Raw genomic sequence first — 22,160 nt, 5'->3', positions numbered from 1 at the left:
AAAAACCATTATGACAAAATCACATATCCATCAAGAAACGCCTAAATTCTGGTTACAAGCACATAGCAGTCAAAGCCAGGCATAATTTCCTTCTTACGGTCGAAGATGCGTGAGAAATCACGTTTCTTCTCACGGAGGCACTGACGGCAAAGGAGCTCAAGCACCATGCGGAGTTTGGTAATGTTTATATCGAAAGTCTCAATATACTGTTCGATGGCCTTGTCGTTCATATTCAGTCTAAGCTCATTTCTCTCCAGAGCCTCACAGATAAAGTGAAGGCTGTCCTGTCCAATCCTCGCTTTGTAGAGGTATGGATGTGGAACACGAATGAGGTCACCGACACAAAGAGGTTCACCGTCTTTTGACAGTGGACGGCCACCAATCAGATTCATACGCAGACGGTCTGCATTTTTCAGTAACTTGGTACACAGGATGGCAAGAGCGCGTTTAGACGCTTTCTTGTTGCCAAAGGTACGAAGATACTCATCGACGGGCATCAGCAGCAGTTGCTGGGGGGTAATAGTTTCAATATCAATCATAATTGTTTGTAAATTGGTTGTTATAAAGATTCTTTAGAAAGACAGCACTACACAGGTGTTTCTGTTCGCTTCAGCAGGAGAATACTTGTCTATGCCACCTGCATAGATGGTATATACCCGACTGTCATCAACGCCTCGGTCAAGCAGCAAGCGACGTATATATTCCGCTCGCTGACGGCTCAGATTATCGTTGATGGACTCCGTACCTGTAGCACTGTCTGCAGCTCCAATGACCTTCACCTGAAGGCCATGTTTGTTGGCTACTCTGGCTATCTCATCGAGGTTCATCACCTGGTTCTTTTCGGTTAGGACATCCGTACCTAAATGGAAAAAGAAGTAGATGGGAGCACCAATGTATTCCTGCCCGTTGAGCATAGCACTCAGATAAGCATTGTCAGTAACGCCTGAGTTGTTGAAAAGGCTATCGAGTGAATAGATATCCTCAGTATCTTCCACGCCATTACGTTTCTGCATAGCTCTTGGCATCGTATTAGGATTACCGTCCCATCCTCGGTTAGCCAGACGTGCGCGAAGACTGTTCAAGCCAGAATAATCATTCTTAGGATATAGGGACTTGATTTTCGTATGTCCCTTGTCTGTCAGCCTGTCCTTGTAGAGGTCAAGCAGACCTTCAATCTCCAGAATCTTACGATATTCTGCCATACAAAGCTCATCCTCATGGACACGTTTCGTCAAGTATCTGTTTCGGGATGAAAGGCCATTTGCATAGTCCAGCAGCCATTCGTTCTGGCTCATGTAGGGCTTTGCGTCGATGATTCTTTTATGACCAACCTTACCTATGGTCACAGACAATCCTGCTGACAGTGTAAACATATTGTCACCGAACCGACTGGAAGAACCTATGGCATCAAAATTCTTCATGGTAGTCATACCACTCAGCTCTGCAAGCAGATGCAGACGGTTAGTGATTCGGTATCTTGCTTCGAGACCGTAGGCAAAGGCGAATGGATGGTTAGTGCCACTTCCGTTTCCACTTGACCAGTCTGAGTTATGAACCATGCCTATGCCCAGGAATGGGATTACATCCCATCGGGATAGTCCAAGTTCATTCTGGCTAATGAAAGCGGTCAGGTTATACATGAAGTCAGCATGTATGAACTGGTACTTCATAGTGGCAAACTCTGCGTTCTTGAACTGGCAACCCTGAAACTCAATTCGGCCACCGACGGCTGGAGTGAACCATTTTCCGATACCAACCTGCACAGCTGGAGTGAGACGATCGAACAAGTCACCGCAACCTACAGGCGAGCCAAGGAAAGCAGATGTTCCGCCCTTGACCTCCAAGAACCAGTTTCTGTCCCATCCTGAGCCTTCGCTGACGTTTCTGAGATAGGTTGGCTGCAGGGATTGCAGCATGACATCCGAGGTGATGACAGGTTCCATGTGGGAAGAGTCAACTTCATTTGATTGTCCAGATGCCGAAGCAGTTAGTGCCAGGCATAACATGGACATGATTACAATCTTTTTTTTCATTCTTGTTTTACTTTTTAAGATTACTTACTTTGAGCAATGTATTGACTATAATCGAATTTTCAAGTGGCAACTTCAGCAATGGATTATCGCTTCAGTTTACGTCCAGAACCAGAGCGCATCATCTTGGTAGCCATCATCGCACATCGACGCGCCCACTCACGATCATCATCTTTGGGGTCTCGTCCCCATCCTGAAGATGGGCCACCACCTCCTCCACCGTGACCTTTGGCAAACTCTGTCGCCTGTTCGACATATCCGGCAAACAGAAGCATGGCGCAAGCCACAATCTGGTTCCCGTGTTCAGCAACGTCCATCAGTACTGATTCGTCCAGTTGAAGCTGAACGTCATTTGGCATCTGTGGGAGTCTCAATCTGAAATCACTGACCACATTCTCATAGAGTGCCTTGGTCACTTCATCACGTACCTTTTGCTGCACCGAAGTAGCCACTTGTGTAGCTTCACCTCGTAATTCTTCTGTGCGCTCCTTGATGCTCTCAGCCTCTTTCTTCAGCTTGTCAAGTTTATCCTCTGCATCTGACAGCTTCTGTTTCTTATCTGCCAGTTTAGCATTGATGTCTGCGAGTTGTCTGTGAAGAGCAGCTATCTTGTCTTCATTGGAAAGCTTGCCATCAGCATTATCCAAAACAGCAGATGCCAGACTATCCAGTTCTCTCTCAACTGATTCCTTGTCCTTTTCAAGATTGAGCACCATTGAGGTGAGACCTTTCACACGACGTTCTGCCAGTGAAATTTCCTGTTGAAGACCTGACAGCACCTTACGATGGTTCTCTATCTTGTCTTCCAGTGTGACACACTCCTCATCGAGCAAACGGCGGTACTCTTCCGTTGAGCGGTGTCGGGCTCCAGTCTCAGTGATGCTTGTGCCACGATAGAGGCCCCATTTCTCATTCACCTTGGCAAAAGCATCATGCATGGCCAGTGTCCTTGCCTTGAACTCAAACTTGTCCTTTCCTGCGAAAATCTTCTTGTAGGCGAAGTGACCATTCTCATCTATAGGCAGAAGAGTAAGATGCACATGAAAATTCATTTCGTCCAAGTGAACGACGAAAGCTGCAATGTTTTCCTCACCCCATCTGTCACTGACGAAGTAGTACATATCCTTCGCCCATTGCTCTATATCCTTGCTACGTTTCAGGTGTGAATTATCAGCACCTTTTGCCAGGTTCACCTTCTGGTCACCGAAAGCGATTTCAAGCATTCGCTCACGGCTTCCTCCAAGGATGAAATTCACCACTGTTCGGAACCGTGGTTCTTCAAGTCCCTCATTTGGATCCTTGATACCACGAGCTGCAAGATTTGCTGCGATTCGCTCTGGGATGCTCCTGGTCTTATCGACTGGCTGTATTTTGCCTCCTTTGGTTATCTCGAAATTCAGATGCTCACGAGTCAAATCATAGTTGCCTATGGAAAGAGCATGTTTCAGTGTCTTGTCTGAATAGACACGTAGATGCTCGTTGCTCTGCGATACCGTAAAGCCTTTAGAGGCACGGAAATCAATTACCTGTTTAGCTCCATTCATACGCTTCGTATGGTTGTTTTTGTTACTATCTGTGTCCTTAGCTTGCTAATTCATCTGGACACCTCTCCCTCGTCCTTTTAGGTCGAGGGGTATTAGGCTACCCCTCCCTTTCGTTGAGTGGACAACAGGCAAGCCTGGTGCCCCGATAAGGGCAAGCCCATCGCGCTAACGTTTCGGTCAGCCTCCGGGCTTGCTCCCGGACTACATGAAAAAATCAAAAGACTGTTTACAGATTAAAAGCATCATTCGTTATCCTGAGAAGTAAGGGAAGAAGAAGTGTGGTTTGAGTCCGTTTGTTCGGAATCATCTTTCTCCATCTTCTTCAACTTGTAGAACAGTTCACGTAGCAGACGCATGTCTTGCTTTGAGAAGTCACAGACAAAAGCATTGTGCTTGTATGAGTCTTCATCAGACTTATCAATGTCTGGGAAATCTTCTCCCATCAGCACAAAGTCCATATACATCAAAGCTTGCATCCATTTTGTCCATGACCATTGACCTGCACCTTTGAAAGTGGATGCAACCATCTGGACAAGAGAGTCATCGGATCGTAAGTTAAAGATGACCGAAAATTCCAGATGAGAGAAACACTCTAAGACGATTTTTGCATTATGGTCTTCTCTGTTCCAGTCAGGATCACAACAATCATCTTCATCATTCATAGTTCCGTCGTATGCTTCAAAATAAGCAGCCAGGAACTTTGGAGACAGATTGTATTCGTCCCAGTGTTGGAGAAGAAGGTAAGCGACTTCAAGCACTGTGTCGTAAGTGATGATTGGAATAGAAAGACTGGTGTGGGTACGCAATATGAAGGTATAGTCACGCCCTTGGAGTTCTCGCTTGATGACACCAAGGCTTTCCAGTCCATCGAGGAATGAGCGTACCGTGGCGCGGTGCCAATGCCAATCATTGGCAAGCTCTGAGATTGAACCTGTGAATTCGCCATGACAAAGTGGTGAAATGTCTTTTGATGAGTCGCCTTTATGCGCCTTGTCTTGTCCAGACATTTTGCCAATCAAATAGCAGAAGGCATCGAGTTTGGTGAATCGTTCAGTATTTTTCGAGCGAAGGAATTGGAGAAGAGCCATGTCATTCTCCATTCCATACAAAGTTACATTCTTGTTATCCATTTACAATCCTTTAGTTGTGAATACTTGTCTGACTATAGCAGACGTTGATTAAATCACCGAGTGTCCACTTTGAGTGGTGCTATAAGTAGTAGTTCCGAATAATGTCATCCTGAAATTCCTGATAGGTGGCAAACTCCTTATGGGATGGCTTTTCACCCTCCAGCAGACTTGATGGATAGAACCCTGCTGCCAGAAGAATGTAGCCCAAAGTCACACCGAGACTGTACATGTGAGGTGTGAACAATAGTGCCAGTGCTATTGTGAAGACAAACGCCATGACCCCACGGCTGTTTCTTATGCCATTGATCAGTGAGAGAGTACGTTTTGCCGAGAAAAGATAAAACACCAGAACAGTGGACAGCATCACTCCATATTCTCCTGGCTTCATCCAGTAACAGACGAAGTGGAAAAGGATGAGAGTCAGCAGCAGAATCTTGCCATAGAACAGTCGGCAATGGGTACTGTAGGACATCCGCTGATAGAACAGTATCATCCGACGCGACGGGTTCTTGTAAAGAAACCAAGGTGCAAGGATTATCACGGAGATAAGCACCAGATGGATCATTGAGAATATCATACTTACACGTTTTTAGAGTTAAACATTAAATTCCGTATTCATCGAGTGTGAGTTTTACTATGCCGTAAGTGGCATCAAGAATGAGACGTTCCACGTCCTGATAGTTCATTTGCCCAGTGGTTAGCCGTTCCCAAAAGGCTGCATCGTGGGCCTTTATCTTTCTGGCAGATTTCTCCAGTACGACTTCTGGTATTATCCACTTCTGATTTTTTTTGTAGCCATTTCGTGCTTCTATGACCTGAAGGTTCAGGGAGCAACTGTAGCATACAGAAATAGTGCCGTCGTGCGGTATGAGATATGGAGTCTGTTTCGGACTGAGTTCTGCGTTTATCCATGTCCTTCGTTCATTGATGATGTCTGCTATTCGTCTGATTAAAGCAAGCTCCATACATTAGCAGAACTCTACCAACAGGTCTTCTTTCGGAACCTTATGAACGAACTTTCCTCGATTCTCATGGCGGTCAAGGTCTTCCATGAGGTCTGTACACATGGCATCCAAGGAATCGTACACTGTGACTGTCAGAGTCTCGACCTTACCAGAAGCATTCGTACTGGCATGTATCTTGAACATGTGGCCGAACTGTGTATCTGAGTAAGCACAGCACTGGTGTCCGAAATCAGTATGAGCAGAGGGGATGAAATGATAGAGGATGGTAAGTTCCATCTGATCCTCGAATTTGTCCATTACATCTTCCAGGTCGTACTGGTGAGACAATGCGTAGGAAATTGTGGCACTCTCTTCGTCGATGTCTGTTTCTGCGATGCTTACGCTATCGAAGAGTTCTGGCAAAATGGCTGGCGCAAGCATCTTGAATTGTTCGATTTCTTCTTGTATCATAGTGATGTCTTGATTAGAGTCCTGAAATGTAAAGTTTGAGAATGAGGTTGCTCATTTCTGAAAGTTTCCTGTGATTCTTGCCGAGCTTGTGAGTCTGTTCCATACGTTGAATCTCGTCAGCGTATGAGAGCAGCGTCCTCTCCTGTTCCGGGGTGAGCATAGCCATTCCAAAGGAATCTATGGCTATGTAAGGCTGAATGAGCATCCAGTAATAAGCTTCCTGCTGCTTGTCGGTAAGCTTGTCTCTGCGCCTGATGCTTTCAATACAAGATTGGGTGTTCTGCACCAAACGTCGGTTCGTGCGCATAGACATATATACCATAACATCCTTGGCATCAAGTTCTCCATCAGTCGCATATCCATAGACGGACTTACATAATTGTTCTGTACCTTTGGTAATATCAGCAAGAGATATATCACTATATTCATTGATATGAGTAAGGAAGGTACGGAATAATCTGTCTTCAGTACGGATGACTGATTTCAGATCGTTGAGTTTCTTAAACTCGATATCGTTTATGCCGGAAAAGAATTTTCTGTATAAGACAAGCGTCTGTCCTTTGTCTGCTTTGAAAACTTCAAGGCTGTCAAGAGAGGCATAAAACGCTTTGGCTGAGTTAAAAGTGGTTTTGATGTCCTCCTCATTATTATATTGTGAGGTGGACTTCTTGACTCTAAGAACGTCTTTGAGTGTTCTGTCTTGTCCAACGGCAAGTCTGAACATCTCAGTTCTGATAGAGTCATGTATGCTATAGAACTCTGAAGACAGATAAGTATGAGCATAGAATGCTGAATCCTTGCTGATGTAAGCGTAAACACTATCACGCAACTCAGACCAGTTGCTGATGGTGGTTACAAAATCATCTGAAGACAAGGATTCCTTTTTCTGTAGTTCAGACAAGTAAACATGATAACTGGTAAGAGCATCTTTACTTGAATCGAAATGATACTTCGACTTGTCAGTGGCACATGATGCCATACAAAGGATGGCAATTATAGTGGCAGAAATAGCCAATATAATGCGAGTATGATTATACTTTGTTTCCTTTGCTTTCTTTTGGTTGACTTTCAACATTGAGTAAAGCTTTAAAGTATTCATGTAACAATTTGGTTTAGTGCTATACATATACTGATAATTGTTTGAAATCCGCTGCAAAGGTAAGTATAATAATCGAAATAGCGAGCAGTATGATTGTAACTTTAAGTATTGTTATAAATGATACTTGAAGTTTGAAATAATCATACTCGAAAGCAAATAGACAGTCGAGTATCAAGTATTAAAAATGCACAAATATCATTTGAGTATGATTATTATTGGAAATAAAAGTGTATCTTTGCATCATAAAACAGGTAAAAACGCAAGTTTCACCCACTAACAAACTGAAAACAAATATGGCAAAGGTAGGTTATATCTTTCTGGCAGAGGCATACGAATCCGTCGAGTCTGATAAGGCTTGGATGGAGAAATTCGGCTGCGTGAAAATTGTCGAAGAGAATGCCGAGGATGAGAAGTTGCGTCCAGAGTGGAAAGCTCTTCTCATGAGTCTTGAACGAGGTGATGAACTGGTATTGAGCAAATTCAGCAATGCGTTGCGTGGTACCAGAGAACTTTCTTACTTCCTCGAACTATGCCGTATCAAGGTGATACGCATTATCTCTATTCACGACAAGGTTGACTCAAAGGATGAAGTCTTCCCAGCTTTGAAGACATCAGACTTCCTCGACATGATTGGTTCCCTCCCTGCAGAAGTTGCCACACTTCGCAAGGCATCAACCCATATCATGCGTTTGCGGACTGCCAAGACCAAGACTAAATCAACTAAATCCCGTCAAGAACGAGAGGCTACGATTGTAAACATGTACAATGGAGGCCATGCTATTGACGATATTTGGGCTGTCAGCGGTTTCAAGAGTAGAAGTTCCATCTTCAGGATCCTGCGCAAATATGGCATAACACTAAATCGTGGCCCACATTCTGGCCCAATCAAGAAATGGAACGAAAGGAAGACCCCGATTATCAAAGAAGACAAACAATGACACTACAAGAAGCTATTGAAGCCCGGCATAGTGTAAGGGCATACAAAAACGAGCCATTGACAGACGATGTAGTAAAGGCACTGGAAGAGCAGATTGCCGTTCTGAATTGTGAAGGCAAGCTGCACATGCAGTTGATCCTTAACGAGCCAAAGGCATTCCAAGGGACAATGGCCAAATATGGGAAGTTTCGTAATGCCAACAACTATATTGTCATGGCAGGAAAGAAAGCCGAAGATCTTGATGAACGCATAGGCTACTATGGAGAGCATCTGGTGTTACAGGCTCAGACACTTGGATTAAACACCTGTTGGGTAGGTCTCTCCTATTCGAAGGTGTCAGGAACGTATGAGCTTGGCGAAGACGAGAAGATTGCTTGTTACATTGCCATCGGTTATGGTGAGACACAAGGTGTCAGCCATAAAATCAAGACCGTCGAGCAAGTGAGCAATGCCAGTGACATCACTCCATCATGGTTTAAGAAAGGCATTGAAGCAGCATTGCTTGCTCCTACAGCCGTAAACCAACAGAAGTTTTCGTTTGAACACGTTGGAGTGAAAAACAACTGTCATCAGATAAGAGCGAAGAAGGGATTTTCCATGATTGGCTATACAAAGATGGACTTGGGCATTGCCAAATACCACTTTGAAATTGGTGCAGGAGAAGTAAATTTTGAGTGGGTATGAATATCGAGCAAGTCAGAGAATACACGCTGTCCCTCGCAGGAGTGACCGAAGACCAAGCGTTTGGTGAAGACATCCTTAACTTCCGCTTGGAGGGAAAGATATTCGTCTGCCTATGGTTAGGCGGTGGCCGATATGATATGAAGGACGGAGTTTCAAGAATTGCCTTGAAACTGTCACCAGACAGGAATATCGAACTTAGAGAACAATTCTCTGCCGTAACACCTGCCTATCATTGGAACAAGACGCACTGGAGCGACATCTATTATGAAGAAATGGACGAAGCAATAGTAAAGGGGTTGATTAAAGAGTCATACCAACTCATTGCATTGAAACTTCCAAAGGCTATTCGCTCCAATTATTTATCTGTATTAGATTGATTTAGTTGTAGTAAAATGAAAATAAAGAATCGAAAAATCAAGTATTCAGCAATATTCTTTATCTGCTGGTTTGCCCTCCTGGTATTCCTCGTGGATGGAGTTTTGAAATTCCAAACATTGGTTGACTATTTCGGCTCCTACGCATTGGTGGAGATAAGCTTATTGGTATTGGTTATTCTACCAACATGGGCTGTTTACAAATTCACAAAAGAAAAATAAAGAACAATGACAATACAAGAATTTCGTGACTACATGGCATCGGGCAAGCCTGTCATCGGAGGCGGCGATGTCCACATGATGTTTCATCAGCTATCTCAGGAAGCTCTGCAGATAACGGCTGAGATTAACGGCAAGTATCATACTCCAGAGCAGCTGCACGATTTACTGGAGCAGCTTTGGGGGCGAGAGGTTCCCAAGACGGTTGGGATGTTTCCACCGTTTCACACCGACTGCGGCAAGAACACCGTCGTTGGTGAACGGGTCTTCATCAACATGGGCTGCAAGTTCCAGGATCAGGGTGGTATCACCATCGACGAAGGCGCACTTATTGGTCACAATGTCGTGCTGGCAACCATCAACCACGACCTTGACCCTGCCAAGCGTCAGAGCATGAGCTATGCCCCATCCATATTGGCAAGAATGTCTGGATAGGAGCCAATGCCACCGTTCTTGCTGGAGTAACCATCGGCGATGGAGCCGTAGTAGCTGCTGGTGCAGTAGTGACAAAGGACGTTGAACCGAATACCATTGTTGGTGGCGTTCCAGCCAAAGTGATAAAAAAGATAGAAGTATAAAAGACAGAAAAATTCCAATTTATCTGTTGGAACTGAATAATAGTTAATTTTAAAAGGTCTTGGTAGAGACCAGAGCCGCGACTCGAAACACTCCAAGAAAATATGAATAAAGTAATGTTTTTGCTGGCAGTAGGACTCATGTGCCTGACTGCCTGTGCCCAGAAGAAGGGCGGAGAAAGAGGACCGCGCATGGGTGGCGGTATGAGTGTTAACAAGGATTCTGACAGCGCGTTTGTTGCTTTGAAGAACGAGACACTGAAGAAGTTCAGACAGCTCACCTTTGAGGATGCCAAGACGGGTAAGATAATGTCCTATAACCTACTTGTTCCCGAAGGTGCCGAGGCAGGTCACAAACTCCCATTAGTGTTGTTCATGGCCGATGCCAGTACCGTAGGTAAGGACGTGACGGCTCCGCTCACTCAGGGATATGGAGCGTTGGAGTTCGCCTCAGACAGGGATCAGAAAGAGCATCCAGCGTTCGTATTGGTTCCCCAATACACTGAATGGGCGGTGCAGGACGACTGGAGCACGACGGACGAGGTGGAGATGACCATACGTCTGCTTAAAAAGGTCTGCAAGGAATACAATATAGATACCAACCGTCTATACACCACCGGTCAGTCGATGGGCGGCATGATGTCGTTCTACTTCAACATCACCCATCCAGACCTCTTTGCTGCCTCACTCTTCGTCAGCAGTCAGTGGGACACCTCGAAGATGCAGGACTTCGGCAAGAAGCATTTCTTCTACATCGTGGCTGGTGGCGACCAAAAGGCTTCCGGCGGCATGAGAGACCTGGCGAAGGTGCTGAAGGAGAATAATGCAAGGGTTGACTCTGCATCTTGGAGTGCAAAATTGCCGTCTGCGGAACAAGAGAAGTTGGCAGAAAAACTGATTGCCCGTGACGGCAATATCAACTTCATTCGTTGGGAGGCAGGAAGCGTACTCCCCGAATCGGGCAAGGGCATGGAGCACATGGCATCCTTCGACTATGGATATAAGATTGCCGCAGTTCGCGACTGGCTGTTCAAACAGAGTAAATAGACTTTGACAAATCCAAACCGACAGATGAAAAGATTATATATTGAGCGTTTTTACTTGAACAGGGCCGATGATGAGTACCCTATGACTGTGCGCATCATTCTGCAGATGAAGGATGGTGTGGATGGGCATCTGCTCGAAGAAGCAGTTGCAGCAACACGGACGAGATACCCCTACCTGTGCGTCAAACTCGGTGTAGTACGCGATGCTGATGGCAGCGAGCACTATGTCTATCACGACAATCCACGGCCTTGGAAAGTCACGGACAGTCGTCATCCGGTATGCTTGTGTAGTGAAGAAGCCAATGAACATCTGATGGCATTCGCGTGGTGGGACGATTGCATGGCATTGGATTTTTTTCATGCGCTCATCGACGGGACTGCCGCCTATCGCATCCTTCGGACACTGCTTTATGAATACTGCCGCAGACGCTACGATTGTGGATTAGACTCTGCAGGAGTCTGGGTGGCAGGTGACATCATCGACGAGACAGAATGGACAGATCCTGCCACAGGACCAAGACCAACGAGCATTCATCCGCAGCAACTGCCCGAGCGTCCCAAGGTTATCAATCTGGCAACCGATGCCATCGTACCCCTTGCTGATAAGAAGGAAGTGGTGCAGATACGTATCTCTGAGGAACAGATGATGAAGCGTGTACGCGCCTGCGGTGCCACGCCAACCTCTTTCCTGTCTCTGCTCCTTGCAAGAGCCATCGCCCGTCTGCATCCAGAGAGTGCGCCTCAGGCACCAACCGTTACCGTAGCGGTAGATCTGAGGCACACCCTTGGAACCGATGCGGCACATCATTCGCAAGTCGGCGGACTGTTCCTTTCGTTTGGACAAGACATACAAGGTAAAAATTTCGAAGCGCAGGTAGCCACATTCCGTAAGATGGTGAAGGAGCAGACATATCCAGACAATCTGCTGGACTACTTCTGGCAGACACAGGGCAGAATGGACAGAGTGGAGGCGCTGCCCACGCTTGAAGCCCGCTATCAGGCCTTTGCTCCGACAAACCAACTGAGTCAGCAGTACGGTTCGTGTATGTTCAGTTATGTGGGGAAGGCCCGTCTGGGCGCAGCCGAACAGTATGTAAAGGAGATGCGCACAGAGACCGACTCTGCCTATATGATTGTGGTGGAAGTCAGTGCTGCCGCTGGCATTTTCTGCATCAGTTTCATGCAGCGGTTTACGACCGATGTCTATCTTGATACATTCCTTGACGAGCTGCATCAGCAGGGACTGACTTACGAGATTACTGACCGTCATCCACTGCAGATAGCGCCCATTGCTGATTATCGTGGTGGCTGGATAAAGGAACCTGAAGCGACTGATGAGGAAGCCAAGAATGAATATACGCTAATTGATAGATAAATCGGAATTTACAATTATGAATACGAACTATAAGGTAATTGACAGAGATAAATACTATAGGAAAGGTGTCTTCCGTCACTTTTCCGAAGATTGTAAATGCTCTACTTCCATAACGGCGAGGATAGACGTAACAGAACTTGCTTCATACTCCAAGAAAACAGGGACAAAGTTTTATATCAACTTCCTGTATATTCTCTCCAATGTGATGAATTCACGTGAAGACTACAGAATGGGCTATCTCTGGCAGACGGATGAACTCATCTGCTACGACGTGATAAATCCCACACAGTATGTTTTTCATGAAGATACGGAAACATGCACACCTGTCTATACAGAATACTTTGAGGACTATGAAAAGTTCTATGCTTCTGCTTTGCGGGATGTTGAAGAGGCAAAGAAAACAAGGGAATACGGACTGGATATGGCGAACCACCCGAACTGGTTTGATGCATCGTTCATATCATGGCTCTCGTACGATTCGCTGAACATAGAACTGCCTGACGGGCATCTGTATTTTGCGCCTATTGTCAACTGGGGGAAATACAGGGAAGAAAACGGTAGGCTTGTTATGCCAGTGACAGTCCGCCTGAATCATGCGATTGCAGATGGCTATCTGGTTGCAAATGTATTCCGCCTCTTGGAGCAAGAAATCAAGGCGTTTGTGGAGGGGTAATGGGTAAATTCCAATTTATCTGAGTGTGATATGACTTTAAGAAATAAACTTATAGATATTGCTTTGCAATGGCAAGAAAGCTTCGGGGTTGCACCATCAATTACAAGTGCCCTTTCCGAATATGATGCCGCCATGTTAGTCGGGATGTCTGAAAATGAGTATTCAGAATACATGAAGGACAAAACAGCTGTAAGTAAAGGTGCAGATTTTGTTTTTAACAATATAAGATATCAAGTAAAAGCTAATCGTCCAAGCGGGAAAAAAGGCAGTTTTGTAACAATGGTTCCAAAGGCTTCTAATTACGAATGGGACAAATTGGTATGGATCCTTTACGATAAAAACTATGTCATACAAGAAGCATGGGAATGGTGTGTAAAGGATTACATATTAGCTTTTGACAGCATTAAGAGATTATCTCCCAATCACTATAGAAAAGGAAAGTGTCTATATCAAATAGAGAGTTTATAATATGTCAAGCATTCGAGTTATACAAGGTGACTTTGAAAAGAAGCTGAAGCTTCAATTCGCTCCTGGCATAAAAGCCGGATTCCCTTCTCCAGCTGAAGACTACAGCCATGAGACACTGGATTTCAATCGTGATCTGATTCGGAACCCAGAAGCAACATTCTATGGCAAGGTGGAAGGCGATTCGATGATTGAAGCAGGTATCAATGACGGAGATATTGCCGTCATCGACCGTTCCGTTGAAGCTCAGGATGGGGATATTGTCGTTGGATATATCAATGACGAGTTCACCATCAAATACCTCGACTTACGTCACCGTAAGGACGGCTATATTGAGTTACGTCCTGCCAACAAGGACTTCAAGCCTATTCGCATCGATGCAGATGATGACTTTGAAGTGTGGGGTGTGGTGATTTGGACTATAAAAAGATGGAAGTGATATTATGCGAATATTTGTATTATGGAGGACTTAATATACATAGATGAGAAAAATTACAGGGATTTCCTAAATCTTAATGTAATAGCATTTTCATTTGCTCATGGAGGCGCACAAGGCAGTCCGGGTGAGATTATTGTCATTGCTCAGGATGGTCGGAAATATAGTATGAATTATGCTTATGGCTATATGACCATCGAAATGTGCGATGAAGTCTGTCCTCCATTAAAAGGCTGTTTATTCGGTTTCTTCGAGGTTGAAAAAACTCCTAACGGATGGAAAGGCATAAGCTTAGGAGCAGGAAATTTCCTTGTCCTTGCTGAATCTATATATAATCAGCTCAGTCCTGACTTGCTCTGTGTTCCACCGCATATTCGATATGGTAGATGGATGAATATGGTAATTGGCTATCTGAGAACTGCCAAAGACTAATTTATGTAGTATAATTCAATGCTTGGAAACCATGTACGGCATCATTGACTGCGATAACTGTTACGTTTCATGTGAGCGTGTCTTTCGACCAGACTTGAAAGACAAGCCTGTCGTTGTGCTCTCGAATAATGACGGCTGCGTGGTGGCGCGGTCAAATGAAGCCAAAAAGATGGGCATCAAAGCCGGAACACCTTATTTCCAACTGGCAGAGCAGTTCCCCAATCAAAAGATTGTCGTATTCTCATCCAACTATGAGTTGTATGGTGAATTGACAAGCCGTGTGGTTTCAATCATCAGCAAGGAGGCACCTGCCTACTTCCGTTACAGCATCGATGAATGCTTTGTCTATCTTGATGGCATGGAGCATATGGACTTGAAAGCATGGGGCGAAGAGCTGCACAAGAAAATCAAGCGAAACGTGGGAATGCCTGTCAGTATCGGACTGGCACCTAATAAGACCCTTGCGAAGATGGCCAGCCATTTCGCCAAGAAATACCAGGGCTACCGCCATTGCTGCATGATCGATTCAGACGAGAAGCGTATCAAAGCATTGAAACTATACCCCATAGATGAAGTCTGGGGCATTGGCCGACGTTATGCCGCACGTCTTGAAGCTCTTGGCGTGAAGACTGCCTATGACTTTGCAGAGCATAACCAGAGTTGGGTGCGAGCAACATTCAACAACATCGTTATTGAGCGTACTTGGCGAGAACTGAACGGAGAGGACTGTGTGCCCAATGAAGAGATGGCTAAGAAGAAATCTATCTGTACCAGCCGTTCTTTCAATGGTATGATTACAGACCTTGATGGACTCCGTACTCATGTATCGAACTATGCTGCCAGATGTGCAGAGAAACTACGTCAGCAAGGTACGGTCGCGTCCATCGTAGGCGTATTTCTCAACACCAATGCTTTCCGTGAAGACCTGCCTCAATACTGGAACTTTCAGGAAATGCGTCTTCTCACACCCTCCAGCTCGACTGTCACCATTGTCAAAGCAGCTAATGAAGTTCTTCAGAAACTCTACCGTCAGGGCTATCACTATAAGAAAGCAGGTGTCATCGTTATGGGAATTGGGCCTAACAGTCCAATTCAGCAGGACTTGTTTGACACAAATGCGGAACAGTTTGAGAAGATGAAGCGACTGGATGCCGTTATCGACCGCATCAACAAGGTCAATGGAACTGAGACCATTGTTCTTGGCAGTCAGCAATACACCCAGAAGGATGGCAAGGGTAAGGCCAACGTCTTTGCCAATGCCATCAAGCATGATTTCAAGAGTAAAAATCCAACGACTCGTTGGAGTGACATTATAGTTTTGAAATGACAATACACTCAATAATATGATAGATATTCGATTGAAGGTATTTCAGAGTGTGGCTCGAAACTTGAGCTTTACCAAGGCTTCTCAAGAGCTTTTTATCAGTCAGCCTGCCATCAGCAAGCATGTGCAGGAACTGGAAAAGGAGTATAATGTGCGACTTTTCGAGCGCTTGGGTAACAAAATTCAACTGACCAAGGCCGGTCAGTTGCTGCTAGATCATGCCAACAAGATTCTGAAGAATTACCAGAAACTAAATTACGACATGAATGCCCTGCAGCAGTATACCACAGGTGAGCTGCGTATTGGAGCAAGTACCACCATCTCGCAATATGTGGTTCCAGAGATGATTGCAGCTTTTCATCGCCAGTTTCCTGATGTGCGCATCTCCATGCTGAGTGGCAATAGCAGAGAAATAGAATATGCGCTCTCGTCAGACAGAATTGATATAGGTATGGTGGAGGGCGTGATACGTCAGCCACAACTGAAATATACATCCTTCATGGATGATGAACTGGTGGCTATCGTTCGCTCAGACAACACCCAACTGACGAAGGAAAGCATTTCGCTGGCAGAATTGAAATCTATCCCTATCGTGATCAGAGAGTTCGGCTCTGGTACTCTTGACGTGATGCAACAAGCACTTAAGCGTCAGGGCATTAGCTTATCCGACCTGGACATAGAAATGAACTTCGGAACAACAGAGGGTATCAAGCATTATGTAGAGAAATCAGATGCGCTGGGCATCGTGAGCATACGCTCGGTCAACAAGGAAATATACAGCAATATCTTCCGCATAGTGGAGATAGATGGGATGAGCATCAATCGCAAATTATCTCTCGTGGAAAAGCAAGGCGAGACCTCTGAAATCGCTAAATCATTCAAGCGCTTTATAACTGCTGGTTATAAGGGATAGTTATTTTGTATGACCATATAGACTGTATTCTTCGTAACTTTTCGTACCTTTGCAGGCAAAAAAAACAAACGACAAAATTATGAAGATTTCAGAACAACGTGGCAGCATGCTCAATGGTGTGCTACTCATGGCACTCTTTGCTTGTGCCGCTTTTTACATTGGTGATATGCAGTTGGTCAAGGCGCTTAGCTTTAGTCCGCTGGTAGTAGGTATTATTCTTGGTATGCTGTATGCCAACAGTCTGCGCAATCAGTTGCCCGATGCATGGGTGCCAGGCATCGCTTTTACCGGCAAGAGAATCCTGCGATTTGGTATCATCCTCTATGGTTTCAAACTCTCGTTTCAGGATGTTATCGCAGTAGGACTGCCCGCCATCGTGGTAGATGCCATTGTGGTGACCTGTACCATCCTGCTGGGTGTGTTTATCGGTAGATTGCTCAAAATGGACCGTTCTATCGCCCTGCTTACAGCCTGTGGTAGTGCCATTTGTGGTGCAGCTGCAGTGATGGGTGTAGATGGCGCCATCAAGCCCAAACCTTATAAGACTGCTGTGGCCGTTGCTACGGTGGTGATATTTGGCACACTCTCTATGTTTGTTTACCCCATGCTGTATCGTGCAGGCGTATTTGATCTGCCAGCATCGCAGATGGGTATCTTTGCAGGTAGCACCATTCACGAGGTGGCTCATGTGGTGGGTGCTGGCAATGCGATGGGTGCCGATGTATCCGATAATGCCATCATCGTAAAAATGATACGCGTGATGATGCTTGTACCAGTATTGCTGGTCATCGCCTTCTTTGTGGCAAAGGATGTGGCAGGCAGAGAGGACGGCGAGAAAGGCAAGATCACCATCCCTTGGTTTGCTATTCTCTTCCTGGTGGTAATCGGATTCAATTCTCTCAACCTCTTGCCAGCCAGCGCAGTGGAATTTATCAATACGCTCGATACCTTCCTCCTCACCATGGCGATGACAGCCCTTGGTGCAGAGACCAGTATAGACAAATTCAAGAAGGCAGGTGCCAAGCCCTTCCTCCTGGCCTTCATCCTCTGGATATGGCTCATAGGTGGGGGTTACTGCATGGCAAAATACATGGTGCCTGCCATTATGTAGACTTCAGATTCTTGTCCACAAATACCATGGCGTTGCGCTCATCGGCTACGATACTGATATAACGGTCGTACTCGCGGAGCACATCGGCCATCTGCAGCTTTTCCGTTGTCACGCCATAGCGGAAGTTGCGAATGCGATCATGAGGAATATTGAGTTCGATAGATAGCGGACCATTCTTACCTCTGAGGATATTGGCCTCAATGCCATACTTAGCAAACTCCTATTGCAGCTCGGCGAAGGCAGGCTCAACTTTCTCCTTAAAGAATCGCTTGATGTCGCTCTTCTGATGGAAAGTGACGATTTGCTGCAGGCGCAGTTTCCAGTGCTCACCATTCCAGTTACGGCTGCCGTATGGCATGTGCGCCGAATTATACAGTTCGTCGGTGCGCAAACCCTTAAAGAGGCAGAGACAGAGTATAAACATGATGATACCGAAAGGCAATGCTGATATGAGAGTCATTGTCTGCAATGATTTCAGTCCGCCTGCAGAGATCAACGCCATGGTTATAACAGCCATGAGTACTCCCCAGAATACATTCTGCCATTTAGGAGAATGAGGATGATTGGAAGTAGAGATACTGTTCATTACCAGGATACCTGAGTCAGCAGAAGTAACGAAGAAAATAGCAATCATCGTAATTGCCATCACACAGATAGCCTTAGCCATCGGGAAACTCTCGAAGAATGCAAATAGCAGAATATCTGGTTCATTCACCAGTTTACTGAGTGTACCACCCAATACATTTCTATCCATCCAGATGGCTCCATTTCCAAAGACGGTCATCCAAAGAAAGATAAAGAGCGAAGGTACGTTCACCATGAAGGATTGGGATGACATCATCCACGAACTGCAACAGTTCTGGTGGCCTGACGACATCGAAGAAGAGTAGTGTGGCTATATGCCAGACTGCTATCTGTCACGTCTAAAGTCATTCCTGCTATCACCTCTCCACCATGCACTAAGCACGAGGAAGATGACGCGGAAGACTATGACGATGATAATAATGCTTCCAATATCACCCATAAATCAAACTTTTAGATTTCAAAACACATTCACTATAGGGATGTTCTGAGCCATTGCCTTACGAATGGTGTAGAACGTTCCACCTTTCTCTCGACCATCATAATAGCCGATGAGCTTAGAGGAGTTGTTCACCATGAACTCATCCCTGTCCAAGAAACACCTTGGATAATAACTCTCACTGAGCACAATCACATCATCAGCAACCTCCAGCAACCTGTCATATCGCTTTCGGTCATAAAAACCGAAACGACTGGCTTGACCCTTAAAGGGAATTGCAGCTATCAATGTGATGTCGGGATAGCTACGTTTCAGTGAAACGATCGCTTCTGCCGCCATCATATCAAACCCAATGGCAAAGCCGGATATGAAATTTCGGATGCCATGCCCATAAGCATCAAGCACAGCATTTGAAAGCCGCTTCTTGACGTGTTCCCTCTGTGAAGCATCGACAAAGCGATGCCCAGTAAAGGCGGCTGTTGCCGCCCTGCTAAATTTTCTTTGTTCCATATAATCATCAATAAGTTGGTACATATCTATATGAAGTCTTTCCAAGGAAGATGCCATTAGTTACGTGTGCTCCGACACTCTCCAACTGCGCTGCATAGGCACAAAAGGACGTTCCCGTAGTCACCACATCATCCCAAACACATACAATTTTGTTCTTAAAGAAACTTGCATCTACCTCTATGGTGTTGCTCTCTTCAAGTCGCTTGGCACGAACCTCTTTCTTCATCTTTGTGCCATGAACTGCAGACCGCTCTCCATTGACCTTGACATGGGAAAAACCATCGATGGCTCCCGACAACTGACATACAAGTGCAGAGAAAGCCTTGTTGCGCGTCTCGTTGCGCTCTTGGCTACTTGCAGGGACACATGAGAAAACCACCTTTCCAATCTTGCGCCCGAACTTTCTTACAAGTTCCTTTGCTACGAACTGAGCCACTTGGGGCTGATTGCAGCCATCCTTGAAATCAAAGATAGTCTGTCGGTCGAATACGCCATCTATGCCCACATTCTTGATGCGAGTTGGATAGTAACGGAGGAAACTGCTGAGTTCCTTGTCCTCTTGACCCTTGATGAAAACCTTGACCATGTTCATTGCCGTTTCGTTTTTTATTTCCCTTTCATTAAATCCTTTCGGACCGTGACCAGGGAAGATTTTTTCTGCCTCCAGAAGTACGGTAACGGCAATAAGGCAAGTCTGCTGTGAAGAATACTCTTTTCTGCGAAAAGGAAGATTGTTCACAAAGTACGACTTGCTATTTGACGCGGACGTGATAACTTCGCAGAAAAAACTTTCCGCTGTCACTTGTCCGACATGGAGATTGGTGAAACCATCAAGTGAACTGTAGTTCATGTATAGTTCAAGAGTATTAACCTGCAAGGATATTATAACAGCCATTTCGCCCTTCGGATCCGTCATCTGAAGGGCGAAGCAGCCATTCAAGGCATCGTTCCACAATCTTTAGTGTTATGTCAGATACCATTCATTGATATTCCATACCTCAATGTCATAGTTGGTTTCATAGCCTTGTGTCTGATAGGCAAACTCCAGTTCTTTGCGGAGTCTGCGTCTAACTTCGGCTTCCAACACTCGTTTTGAGGTCTTTTCTATCTCTTCCTCGCTGAAGAACTCATCCAGCTCTATGCGGTGGTTTTTCACAATGGCATTCACGGCAGCCCATTTGCTGGTGAAGACTCCAGCGCACTCTCTATGGCTGGTACTATGCCAGGGGTCAGTTTCGTAAACTACAAAAATCTGTTTCATAATGGTTGGCTATTATTGGGAATAGGCAGCGGAGTTGCCACCTATCCCCAAAGTGATTTACTTTCCTATTTCGGAAATGATGAAGTCCAAATGACCTGCAAAGATTTCGTCAATATCAATCTCGTGCTCGTTACCTCGGTCATTCTTCTCGTCGCCAATGATGGTGAAATATCCGTCCTTGTCAACTCTGACAGAAAGGATAACCACATCACATGGCTCATCATAGTCATAAGCTGCAACGATGGGACATTCACCCTCAAAGTGCCACTCATAGCCATCATCCACCTTCTCGCCACGAAGTCTGAGCTTTTCGGCAAGTTCCTCCTGCTCACGGTGCTTCACCTCCTGCACACTGTCATAGATAGAGAAGTCTTTGAGTTTTCCTTGACGAACAAAGTGCAACTCTTCTCCATCCGAATGGCAGATACCATATTCATGGAACTGCACCGGCACAAAGTCGATGGGTGCAGCCATCCATGAAATGTTATTGAGCGAATAGTCATGTTCTGCCAAGAACTGCTCGATGTCCTCTTCAATCATGTGGTCGGGAACATTTAATACCTCGATACGCACATTTGCGCTGTCCATTACGATAATTTTCATAATCTTCAATATTTGGGGGTATACATTAGTCTTTATCATAGAGCCGTGAAAGGAAAAGTTGCAGTTCCTCGTCCTTGATGTCTGCAAGTTTGCAAGGCTTAAAATCCTTGTCCTGCTCAATTCTTAATGTGCCAAGTCCGTACTCGCTTGCATCATAGGTGATACTTGCCATTTCGGTTGCGGATTGGTAGCCGTACTCGGTTTCTTGCAGACCTGCAACAATACCATAGAGCGTGAAGTCATTGCCCTCCTGCTGACCTTCCATGATGTACCAGCGGATATTGCCAAGATAAAACACTGCGATGCACATTGCATCCTTCTTCTTCGCGTCCTGAGAATACAGGGGATAACTGCTCAGTGCCTCAGTCAGCTCTGGCGTTATCAGTCGGTTGTTGAAATTTGTTGTTGCCATATTCTGAAATTTTTATTTTCCCTTTCTTTCAAGCCTTTCAGCCTGTGATTGGGAATTTTTCTGCTTTTCAAGGTGACAGCAAGGCAATAAGGCAAAAATAGTTTCAAGAATACTCTTTTCAGCGAAAAGGAAGATTGTTGAAAGCGAAGCCATGCTATTCTTGACGGTTTGAATGGCGAAACTACCTTTGCAGAAGAATTCCTTTTCACGGGCTTTGAAGGATATGACAGAAAATGTCTTGTATAACAACTTATAAAGGTGGGGCGGGATTGTCCAAACAGGAATCATCAGCCAGTATGTCAGGAAGAGGAGTCTCCATCAAGCATAAAAGACTGAAAGTATCTGGCAAAGTGTTTAGTTTTGCCAAATACCTTCTGTCAATGATTGATAGAGTCTCCTTGACATACCTTTGGCAGAGTGAGGAAACTCTTATGATCAACTCGTTTGACCACAAGAGTTTTCCCTCTATGACAAACTGAGGATGCTGTTTAGACAATGGTGTGGGCGTAGATTATAAGAATTATGTACATCAGGTTAGAAAAGGGATAGTCGTAAGAATATAACAGTTTGG

At 45.2% G+C, this 22,160-nt stretch carries 28 protein-coding genes and 1 pseudogene; 14 read left to right on the top strand and 15 right to left on the bottom strand.

The window, feature by feature from the left end:
- Positions 1 to 41 precede the first annotated feature (41 nt).
- The 8 genes from T433_RS0105230 to T433_RS0105195 form a co-directional block, all read right to left on the bottom strand.
- Positions 42 to 539: a hypothetical protein gene (locus T433_RS0105230; RefSeq protein ID WP_027455113.1), complete on the bottom strand. Its 498-nt coding sequence runs from the start codon at positions 537 to 539 to the stop codon at positions 42 to 44.
- A gap of 33 nt (positions 540 to 572) precedes the next feature.
- Positions 573 to 2,033, bottom strand: a complete 1,461-nt coding sequence (locus T433_RS0105225) for an OmpA family protein (protein ID WP_027455112.1) — start codon at positions 2,031 to 2,033, stop codon at positions 573 to 575.
- Positions 2,034 to 2,116: 83 nt separating this feature from the next.
- Entirely contained in the window at positions 2,117 to 3,574 is a 1,458-nt protein-coding gene (mobV, locus tag T433_RS0105220) for a MobV family relaxase (protein ID WP_027455111.1), read from the bottom strand.
- Between the two features lie 242 nt (positions 3,575 to 3,816).
- Entirely contained in the window at positions 3,817 to 4,704 is an 888-nt protein-coding gene (locus T433_RS0105215) for a helix-turn-helix domain-containing protein (protein ID WP_155808389.1), read from the bottom strand.
- Between the two features lie 79 nt (positions 4,705 to 4,783).
- Positions 4,784 to 5,281, bottom strand: a complete 498-nt coding sequence (locus T433_RS0105210) for a hypothetical protein (protein WP_155808388.1) — start codon at positions 5,279 to 5,281, stop codon at positions 4,784 to 4,786.
- 25 nt (positions 5,282 to 5,306) lie between these two features.
- Positions 5,307 to 5,669, bottom strand: a complete 363-nt coding sequence (locus T433_RS0105205) for a hypothetical protein (protein ID WP_027455108.1) — start codon at positions 5,667 to 5,669, stop codon at positions 5,307 to 5,309.
- Between the two features lie 3 nt (positions 5,670 to 5,672).
- Positions 5,673 to 6,119, bottom strand: a complete 447-nt coding sequence (locus tag T433_RS0105200) for a hypothetical protein (RefSeq protein ID WP_027455107.1) — start codon at positions 6,117 to 6,119, stop codon at positions 5,673 to 5,675.
- A gap of 13 nt (positions 6,120 to 6,132) precedes the next feature.
- The gene (locus tag T433_RS0105195; protein ID WP_155808387.1) at positions 6,133 to 7,218 is read right to left on the bottom strand and encodes a hypothetical protein; all 1,086 of its coding nucleotides are present in this window, start codon (positions 7,216 to 7,218) and stop codon (positions 6,133 to 6,135) included.
- 293 nt (positions 7,219 to 7,511) lie between these two features.
- On the opposite strand from T433_RS0105195, the gene T433_RS0105190 reads away from it, so the two are divergent.
- The 13 genes and pseudogenes from T433_RS0105190 (at position 7,512) to T433_RS0105125 (ending at position 17,782) form a co-directional block, all read left to right on the top strand.
- On the top strand, positions 7,512 to 8,156 hold the full coding sequence (locus T433_RS0105190) for a recombinase family protein (protein ID WP_027455105.1): 645 nt from the start codon (positions 7,512 to 7,514) through the stop codon (positions 8,154 to 8,156).
- Positions 8,153 to 8,839: a nitroreductase family protein gene (locus T433_RS0105185; protein WP_027455104.1), complete on the top strand. Its 687-nt coding sequence runs from the start codon at positions 8,153 to 8,155 to the stop codon at positions 8,837 to 8,839. The genes T433_RS0105190 and T433_RS0105185 overlap by 4 nt, the downstream gene beginning before the upstream one ends.
- Positions 8,836 to 9,216 (top strand): MmcQ/YjbR family DNA-binding protein, encoded by a 381-nt coding sequence (locus T433_RS0105180; protein ID WP_027455103.1) that lies wholly within the window; start codon positions 8,836 to 8,838, stop codon positions 9,214 to 9,216. The genes T433_RS0105185 and T433_RS0105180 overlap by 4 nt, the downstream gene beginning before the upstream one ends.
- Positions 9,217 to 9,441: 225 nt before the next feature.
- Positions 9,442 to 10,010, top strand: a pseudogene (locus T433_RS14705) (DapH/DapD/GlmU-related protein).
- Between the two features lie 102 nt (positions 10,011 to 10,112).
- Positions 10,113 to 11,054, top strand: a complete 942-nt coding sequence (locus tag T433_RS0105165) for a carboxylesterase family protein (RefSeq protein ID WP_027455101.1) — start codon at positions 10,113 to 10,115, stop codon at positions 11,052 to 11,054.
- Positions 11,055 to 11,078: 24 nt separating this feature from the next.
- Positions 11,079 to 12,428 carry a hypothetical protein gene (locus tag T433_RS0105160; RefSeq protein ID WP_027455100.1) on the top strand — a complete coding sequence of 450 codons (1,350 nt, stop codon included), beginning with the start codon at positions 11,079 to 11,081 and terminating at the stop codon, positions 12,426 to 12,428.
- Between the two features lie 16 nt (positions 12,429 to 12,444).
- The gene (locus tag T433_RS0105155; RefSeq protein ID WP_044109265.1) at positions 12,445 to 13,101 is read left to right on the top strand and encodes a CatA-like O-acetyltransferase, family 3; all 657 of its coding nucleotides are present in this window, start codon (positions 12,445 to 12,447) and stop codon (positions 13,099 to 13,101) included.
- 30 nt (positions 13,102 to 13,131) lie between these two features.
- Positions 13,132 to 13,569 carry a hypothetical protein gene (locus T433_RS0105150; RefSeq protein WP_027455098.1) on the top strand — a complete coding sequence of 146 codons (438 nt, stop codon included), beginning with the start codon at positions 13,132 to 13,134 and terminating at the stop codon, positions 13,567 to 13,569.
- 1 nt (position 13,570) lies between these two features.
- Positions 13,571 to 14,005, top strand: coding sequence for a LexA family protein (locus tag T433_RS0105145; protein WP_027455097.1), 435 nt, complete (start codon positions 13,571 to 13,573; stop codon positions 14,003 to 14,005).
- A gap of 21 nt (positions 14,006 to 14,026) precedes the next feature.
- On the top strand, positions 14,027 to 14,434 hold the full coding sequence (locus tag T433_RS0105140; protein ID WP_027455096.1) for a hypothetical protein: 408 nt from the start codon (positions 14,027 to 14,029) through the stop codon (positions 14,432 to 14,434).
- A 31-nt stretch (positions 14,435 to 14,465) separates the two neighbouring features.
- Positions 14,466 to 15,761, top strand: coding sequence for a Y-family DNA polymerase (locus T433_RS0105135; protein WP_027455095.1), 1,296 nt, complete (start codon positions 14,466 to 14,468; stop codon positions 15,759 to 15,761).
- Between the two features lie 16 nt (positions 15,762 to 15,777).
- Entirely contained in the window at positions 15,778 to 16,671 is an 894-nt protein-coding gene (locus T433_RS0105130) for a LysR family transcriptional regulator (protein ID WP_027455094.1), read from the top strand.
- 79 nt (positions 16,672 to 16,750) lie between these two features.
- Positions 16,751 to 17,782 carry a YeiH family protein gene (locus T433_RS0105125; RefSeq protein ID WP_027455093.1) on the top strand — a complete coding sequence of 344 codons (1,032 nt, stop codon included), beginning with the start codon at positions 16,751 to 16,753 and terminating at the stop codon, positions 17,780 to 17,782.
- 220 nt (positions 17,783 to 18,002) lie between these two features.
- Here the strand turns inward: T433_RS0105125 and T433_RS16175 are convergent, their stop codons facing one another.
- Positions 18,003 to 18,566: a BCCT family transporter gene (locus tag T433_RS16175; RefSeq protein ID WP_248616488.1), complete on the bottom strand. Its 564-nt coding sequence runs from the start codon at positions 18,564 to 18,566 to the stop codon at positions 18,003 to 18,005.
- On the opposite strand from T433_RS16175, the gene T433_RS16905 reads away from it, so the two are divergent.
- A complete protein-coding gene (locus T433_RS16905; RefSeq protein ID WP_282706090.1) occupies positions 18,541 to 18,672 on the top strand; it encodes a hypothetical protein in 132 nt (43 codons plus the stop codon). The two genes, T433_RS16175 and T433_RS16905, sit on opposite strands and share 26 nt — an antisense overlap.
- Positions 18,673 to 18,824: 152 nt before the next feature.
- Here the strand turns inward: T433_RS16905 and T433_RS0105105 are convergent, their stop codons facing one another.
- The 6 genes from T433_RS0105105 to T433_RS16735 all read right to left on the bottom strand — a co-directional run bounded on the left by T433_RS0105105 (position 18,825) and on the right by T433_RS16735 (position 21,877).
- Positions 18,825 to 19,337, bottom strand: a complete 513-nt coding sequence (locus T433_RS0105105; RefSeq protein ID WP_248616487.1) for an SLOG family protein — start codon at positions 19,335 to 19,337, stop codon at positions 18,825 to 18,827.
- The gene (locus T433_RS0105100; RefSeq protein WP_248616486.1) at positions 19,321 to 20,163 is read right to left on the bottom strand and encodes a type I phosphoribosyltransferase; all 843 of its coding nucleotides are present in this window, start codon (positions 20,161 to 20,163) and stop codon (positions 19,321 to 19,323) included. The genes T433_RS0105105 and T433_RS0105100 overlap by 17 nt, the downstream gene beginning before the upstream one ends.
- A gap of 114 nt (positions 20,164 to 20,277) precedes the next feature.
- A complete protein-coding gene (locus T433_RS0105095; protein ID WP_027455089.1) occupies positions 20,278 to 20,574 on the bottom strand; it encodes a hypothetical protein in 297 nt (98 codons plus the stop codon).
- A gap of 57 nt (positions 20,575 to 20,631) precedes the next feature.
- Entirely contained in the window at positions 20,632 to 21,177 is a 546-nt protein-coding gene (locus tag T433_RS0105090) for a hypothetical protein (protein WP_027455088.1), read from the bottom strand.
- Positions 21,178 to 21,202: 25 nt separating this feature from the next.
- Positions 21,203 to 21,589 (bottom strand): hypothetical protein, encoded by a 387-nt coding sequence (locus tag T433_RS0105085; RefSeq protein ID WP_044109262.1) that lies wholly within the window; start codon positions 21,587 to 21,589, stop codon positions 21,203 to 21,205.
- Positions 21,590 to 21,601: 12 nt separating this feature from the next.
- A complete protein-coding gene (locus tag T433_RS16735; protein WP_027455086.1) occupies positions 21,602 to 21,877 on the bottom strand; it encodes a hypothetical protein in 276 nt (91 codons plus the stop codon).
- Between the last annotated feature and the right edge of the window lie 283 nt (positions 21,878 to 22,160).

Origin of the sequence: Xylanibacter brevis ATCC 19188 (assembly GCF_000621725.1) — a bacterium.
Classification (GTDB): Bacteria; Bacteroidota; Bacteroidia; order Bacteroidales; family Bacteroidaceae; genus Prevotella; species Prevotella brevis.
Note: the sequence above shows the minus strand (reverse complement) of the source record. Positions and strands in the feature narration are given on the sequence as shown.

Excerpts from the sequence above, each read along its gene's own strand:
- T433_RS0105230 (WP_027455113.1), bottom strand. The coding sequence starts at position 539 with ATGATTGATATTGAAACTATTACCCCCCAGCAACTGCTGCTGATGCCC.
- T433_RS0105225 (WP_027455112.1), bottom strand. The coding sequence starts at position 2,033 with ATGAAAAAAAAGATTGTAATCATGTCCATGTTATGCCTGGCACTAACT.
- mobV (WP_027455111.1), bottom strand. The coding sequence starts at position 3,574 with ATGAATGGAGCTAAACAGGTAATTGATTTCCGTGCCTCTAAAGGCTTT.
- T433_RS0105215 (WP_155808389.1), bottom strand. The coding sequence starts at position 4,704 with ATGGATAACAAGAATGTAACTTTGTATGGAATGGAGAATGACATGGCT.
- T433_RS0105210 (WP_155808388.1), bottom strand. The coding sequence starts at position 5,281 with ATGATATTCTCAATGATCCATCTGGTGCTTATCTCCGTGATAATCCTT.
- T433_RS0105205 (WP_027455108.1), bottom strand. The coding sequence starts at position 5,669 with ATGGAGCTTGCTTTAATCAGACGAATAGCAGACATCATCAATGAACGA.
- T433_RS0105200 (WP_027455107.1), bottom strand. The coding sequence starts at position 6,119 with ATGATACAAGAAGAAATCGAACAATTCAAGATGCTTGCGCCAGCCATT.
- T433_RS0105195 (WP_155808387.1), bottom strand. The coding sequence starts at position 7,218 with ATGAATACTTTAAAGCTTTACTCAATGTTGAAAGTCAACCAAAAGAAA.
- T433_RS0105190 (WP_027455105.1), top strand. The coding sequence starts at position 7,512 with ATGGCAAAGGTAGGTTATATCTTTCTGGCAGAGGCATACGAATCCGTC.
- T433_RS0105185 (WP_027455104.1), top strand. The coding sequence starts at position 8,153 with ATGACACTACAAGAAGCTATTGAAGCCCGGCATAGTGTAAGGGCATAC.
- T433_RS0105180 (WP_027455103.1), top strand. The coding sequence starts at position 8,836 with ATGAATATCGAGCAAGTCAGAGAATACACGCTGTCCCTCGCAGGAGTG.
- T433_RS0105165 (WP_027455101.1), top strand. The coding sequence starts at position 10,113 with ATGAATAAAGTAATGTTTTTGCTGGCAGTAGGACTCATGTGCCTGACT.
- T433_RS0105160 (WP_027455100.1), top strand. The coding sequence starts at position 11,079 with ATGAAAAGATTATATATTGAGCGTTTTTACTTGAACAGGGCCGATGAT.
- T433_RS0105155 (WP_044109265.1), top strand. The coding sequence starts at position 12,445 with ATGAATACGAACTATAAGGTAATTGACAGAGATAAATACTATAGGAAA.
- T433_RS0105150 (WP_027455098.1), top strand. The coding sequence starts at position 13,132 with ATGACTTTAAGAAATAAACTTATAGATATTGCTTTGCAATGGCAAGAA.
- T433_RS0105145 (WP_027455097.1), top strand. The coding sequence starts at position 13,571 with ATGTCAAGCATTCGAGTTATACAAGGTGACTTTGAAAAGAAGCTGAAG.
- T433_RS0105140 (WP_027455096.1), top strand. The coding sequence starts at position 14,027 with ATGGAGGACTTAATATACATAGATGAGAAAAATTACAGGGATTTCCTA.
- T433_RS0105135 (WP_027455095.1), top strand. The coding sequence starts at position 14,466 with ATGTACGGCATCATTGACTGCGATAACTGTTACGTTTCATGTGAGCGT.
- T433_RS0105130 (WP_027455094.1), top strand. The coding sequence starts at position 15,778 with ATGATAGATATTCGATTGAAGGTATTTCAGAGTGTGGCTCGAAACTTG.
- T433_RS0105125 (WP_027455093.1), top strand. The coding sequence starts at position 16,751 with ATGAAGATTTCAGAACAACGTGGCAGCATGCTCAATGGTGTGCTACTC.
- T433_RS16905 (WP_282706090.1), top strand. The coding sequence starts at position 18,541 with ATGGCTCCATTTCCAAAGACGGTCATCCAAAGAAAGATAAAGAGCGAA.
- T433_RS16175 (WP_248616488.1), bottom strand. The coding sequence starts at position 18,566 with ATGACCGTCTTTGGAAATGGAGCCATCTGGATGGATAGAAATGTATTG.
- T433_RS0105105 (WP_248616487.1), bottom strand. The coding sequence starts at position 19,337 with ATGTACCAACTTATTGATGATTATATGGAACAAAGAAAATTTAGCAGG.
- T433_RS0105100 (WP_248616486.1), bottom strand. The coding sequence starts at position 20,163 with ATGAACTACAGTTCACTTGATGGTTTCACCAATCTCCATGTCGGACAA.
- T433_RS0105095 (WP_027455089.1), bottom strand. The coding sequence starts at position 20,574 with ATGAAACAGATTTTTGTAGTTTACGAAACTGACCCCTGGCATAGTACC.
- T433_RS0105090 (WP_027455088.1), bottom strand. The coding sequence starts at position 21,177 with ATGAAAATTATCGTAATGGACAGCGCAAATGTGCGTATCGAGGTATTA.
- T433_RS0105085 (WP_044109262.1), bottom strand. The coding sequence starts at position 21,589 with ATGGCAACAACAAATTTCAACAACCGACTGATAACGCCAGAGCTGACT.
- T433_RS16735 (WP_027455086.1), bottom strand. The coding sequence starts at position 21,877 with ATGATTCCTGTTTGGACAATCCCGCCCCACCTTTATAAGTTGTTATAC.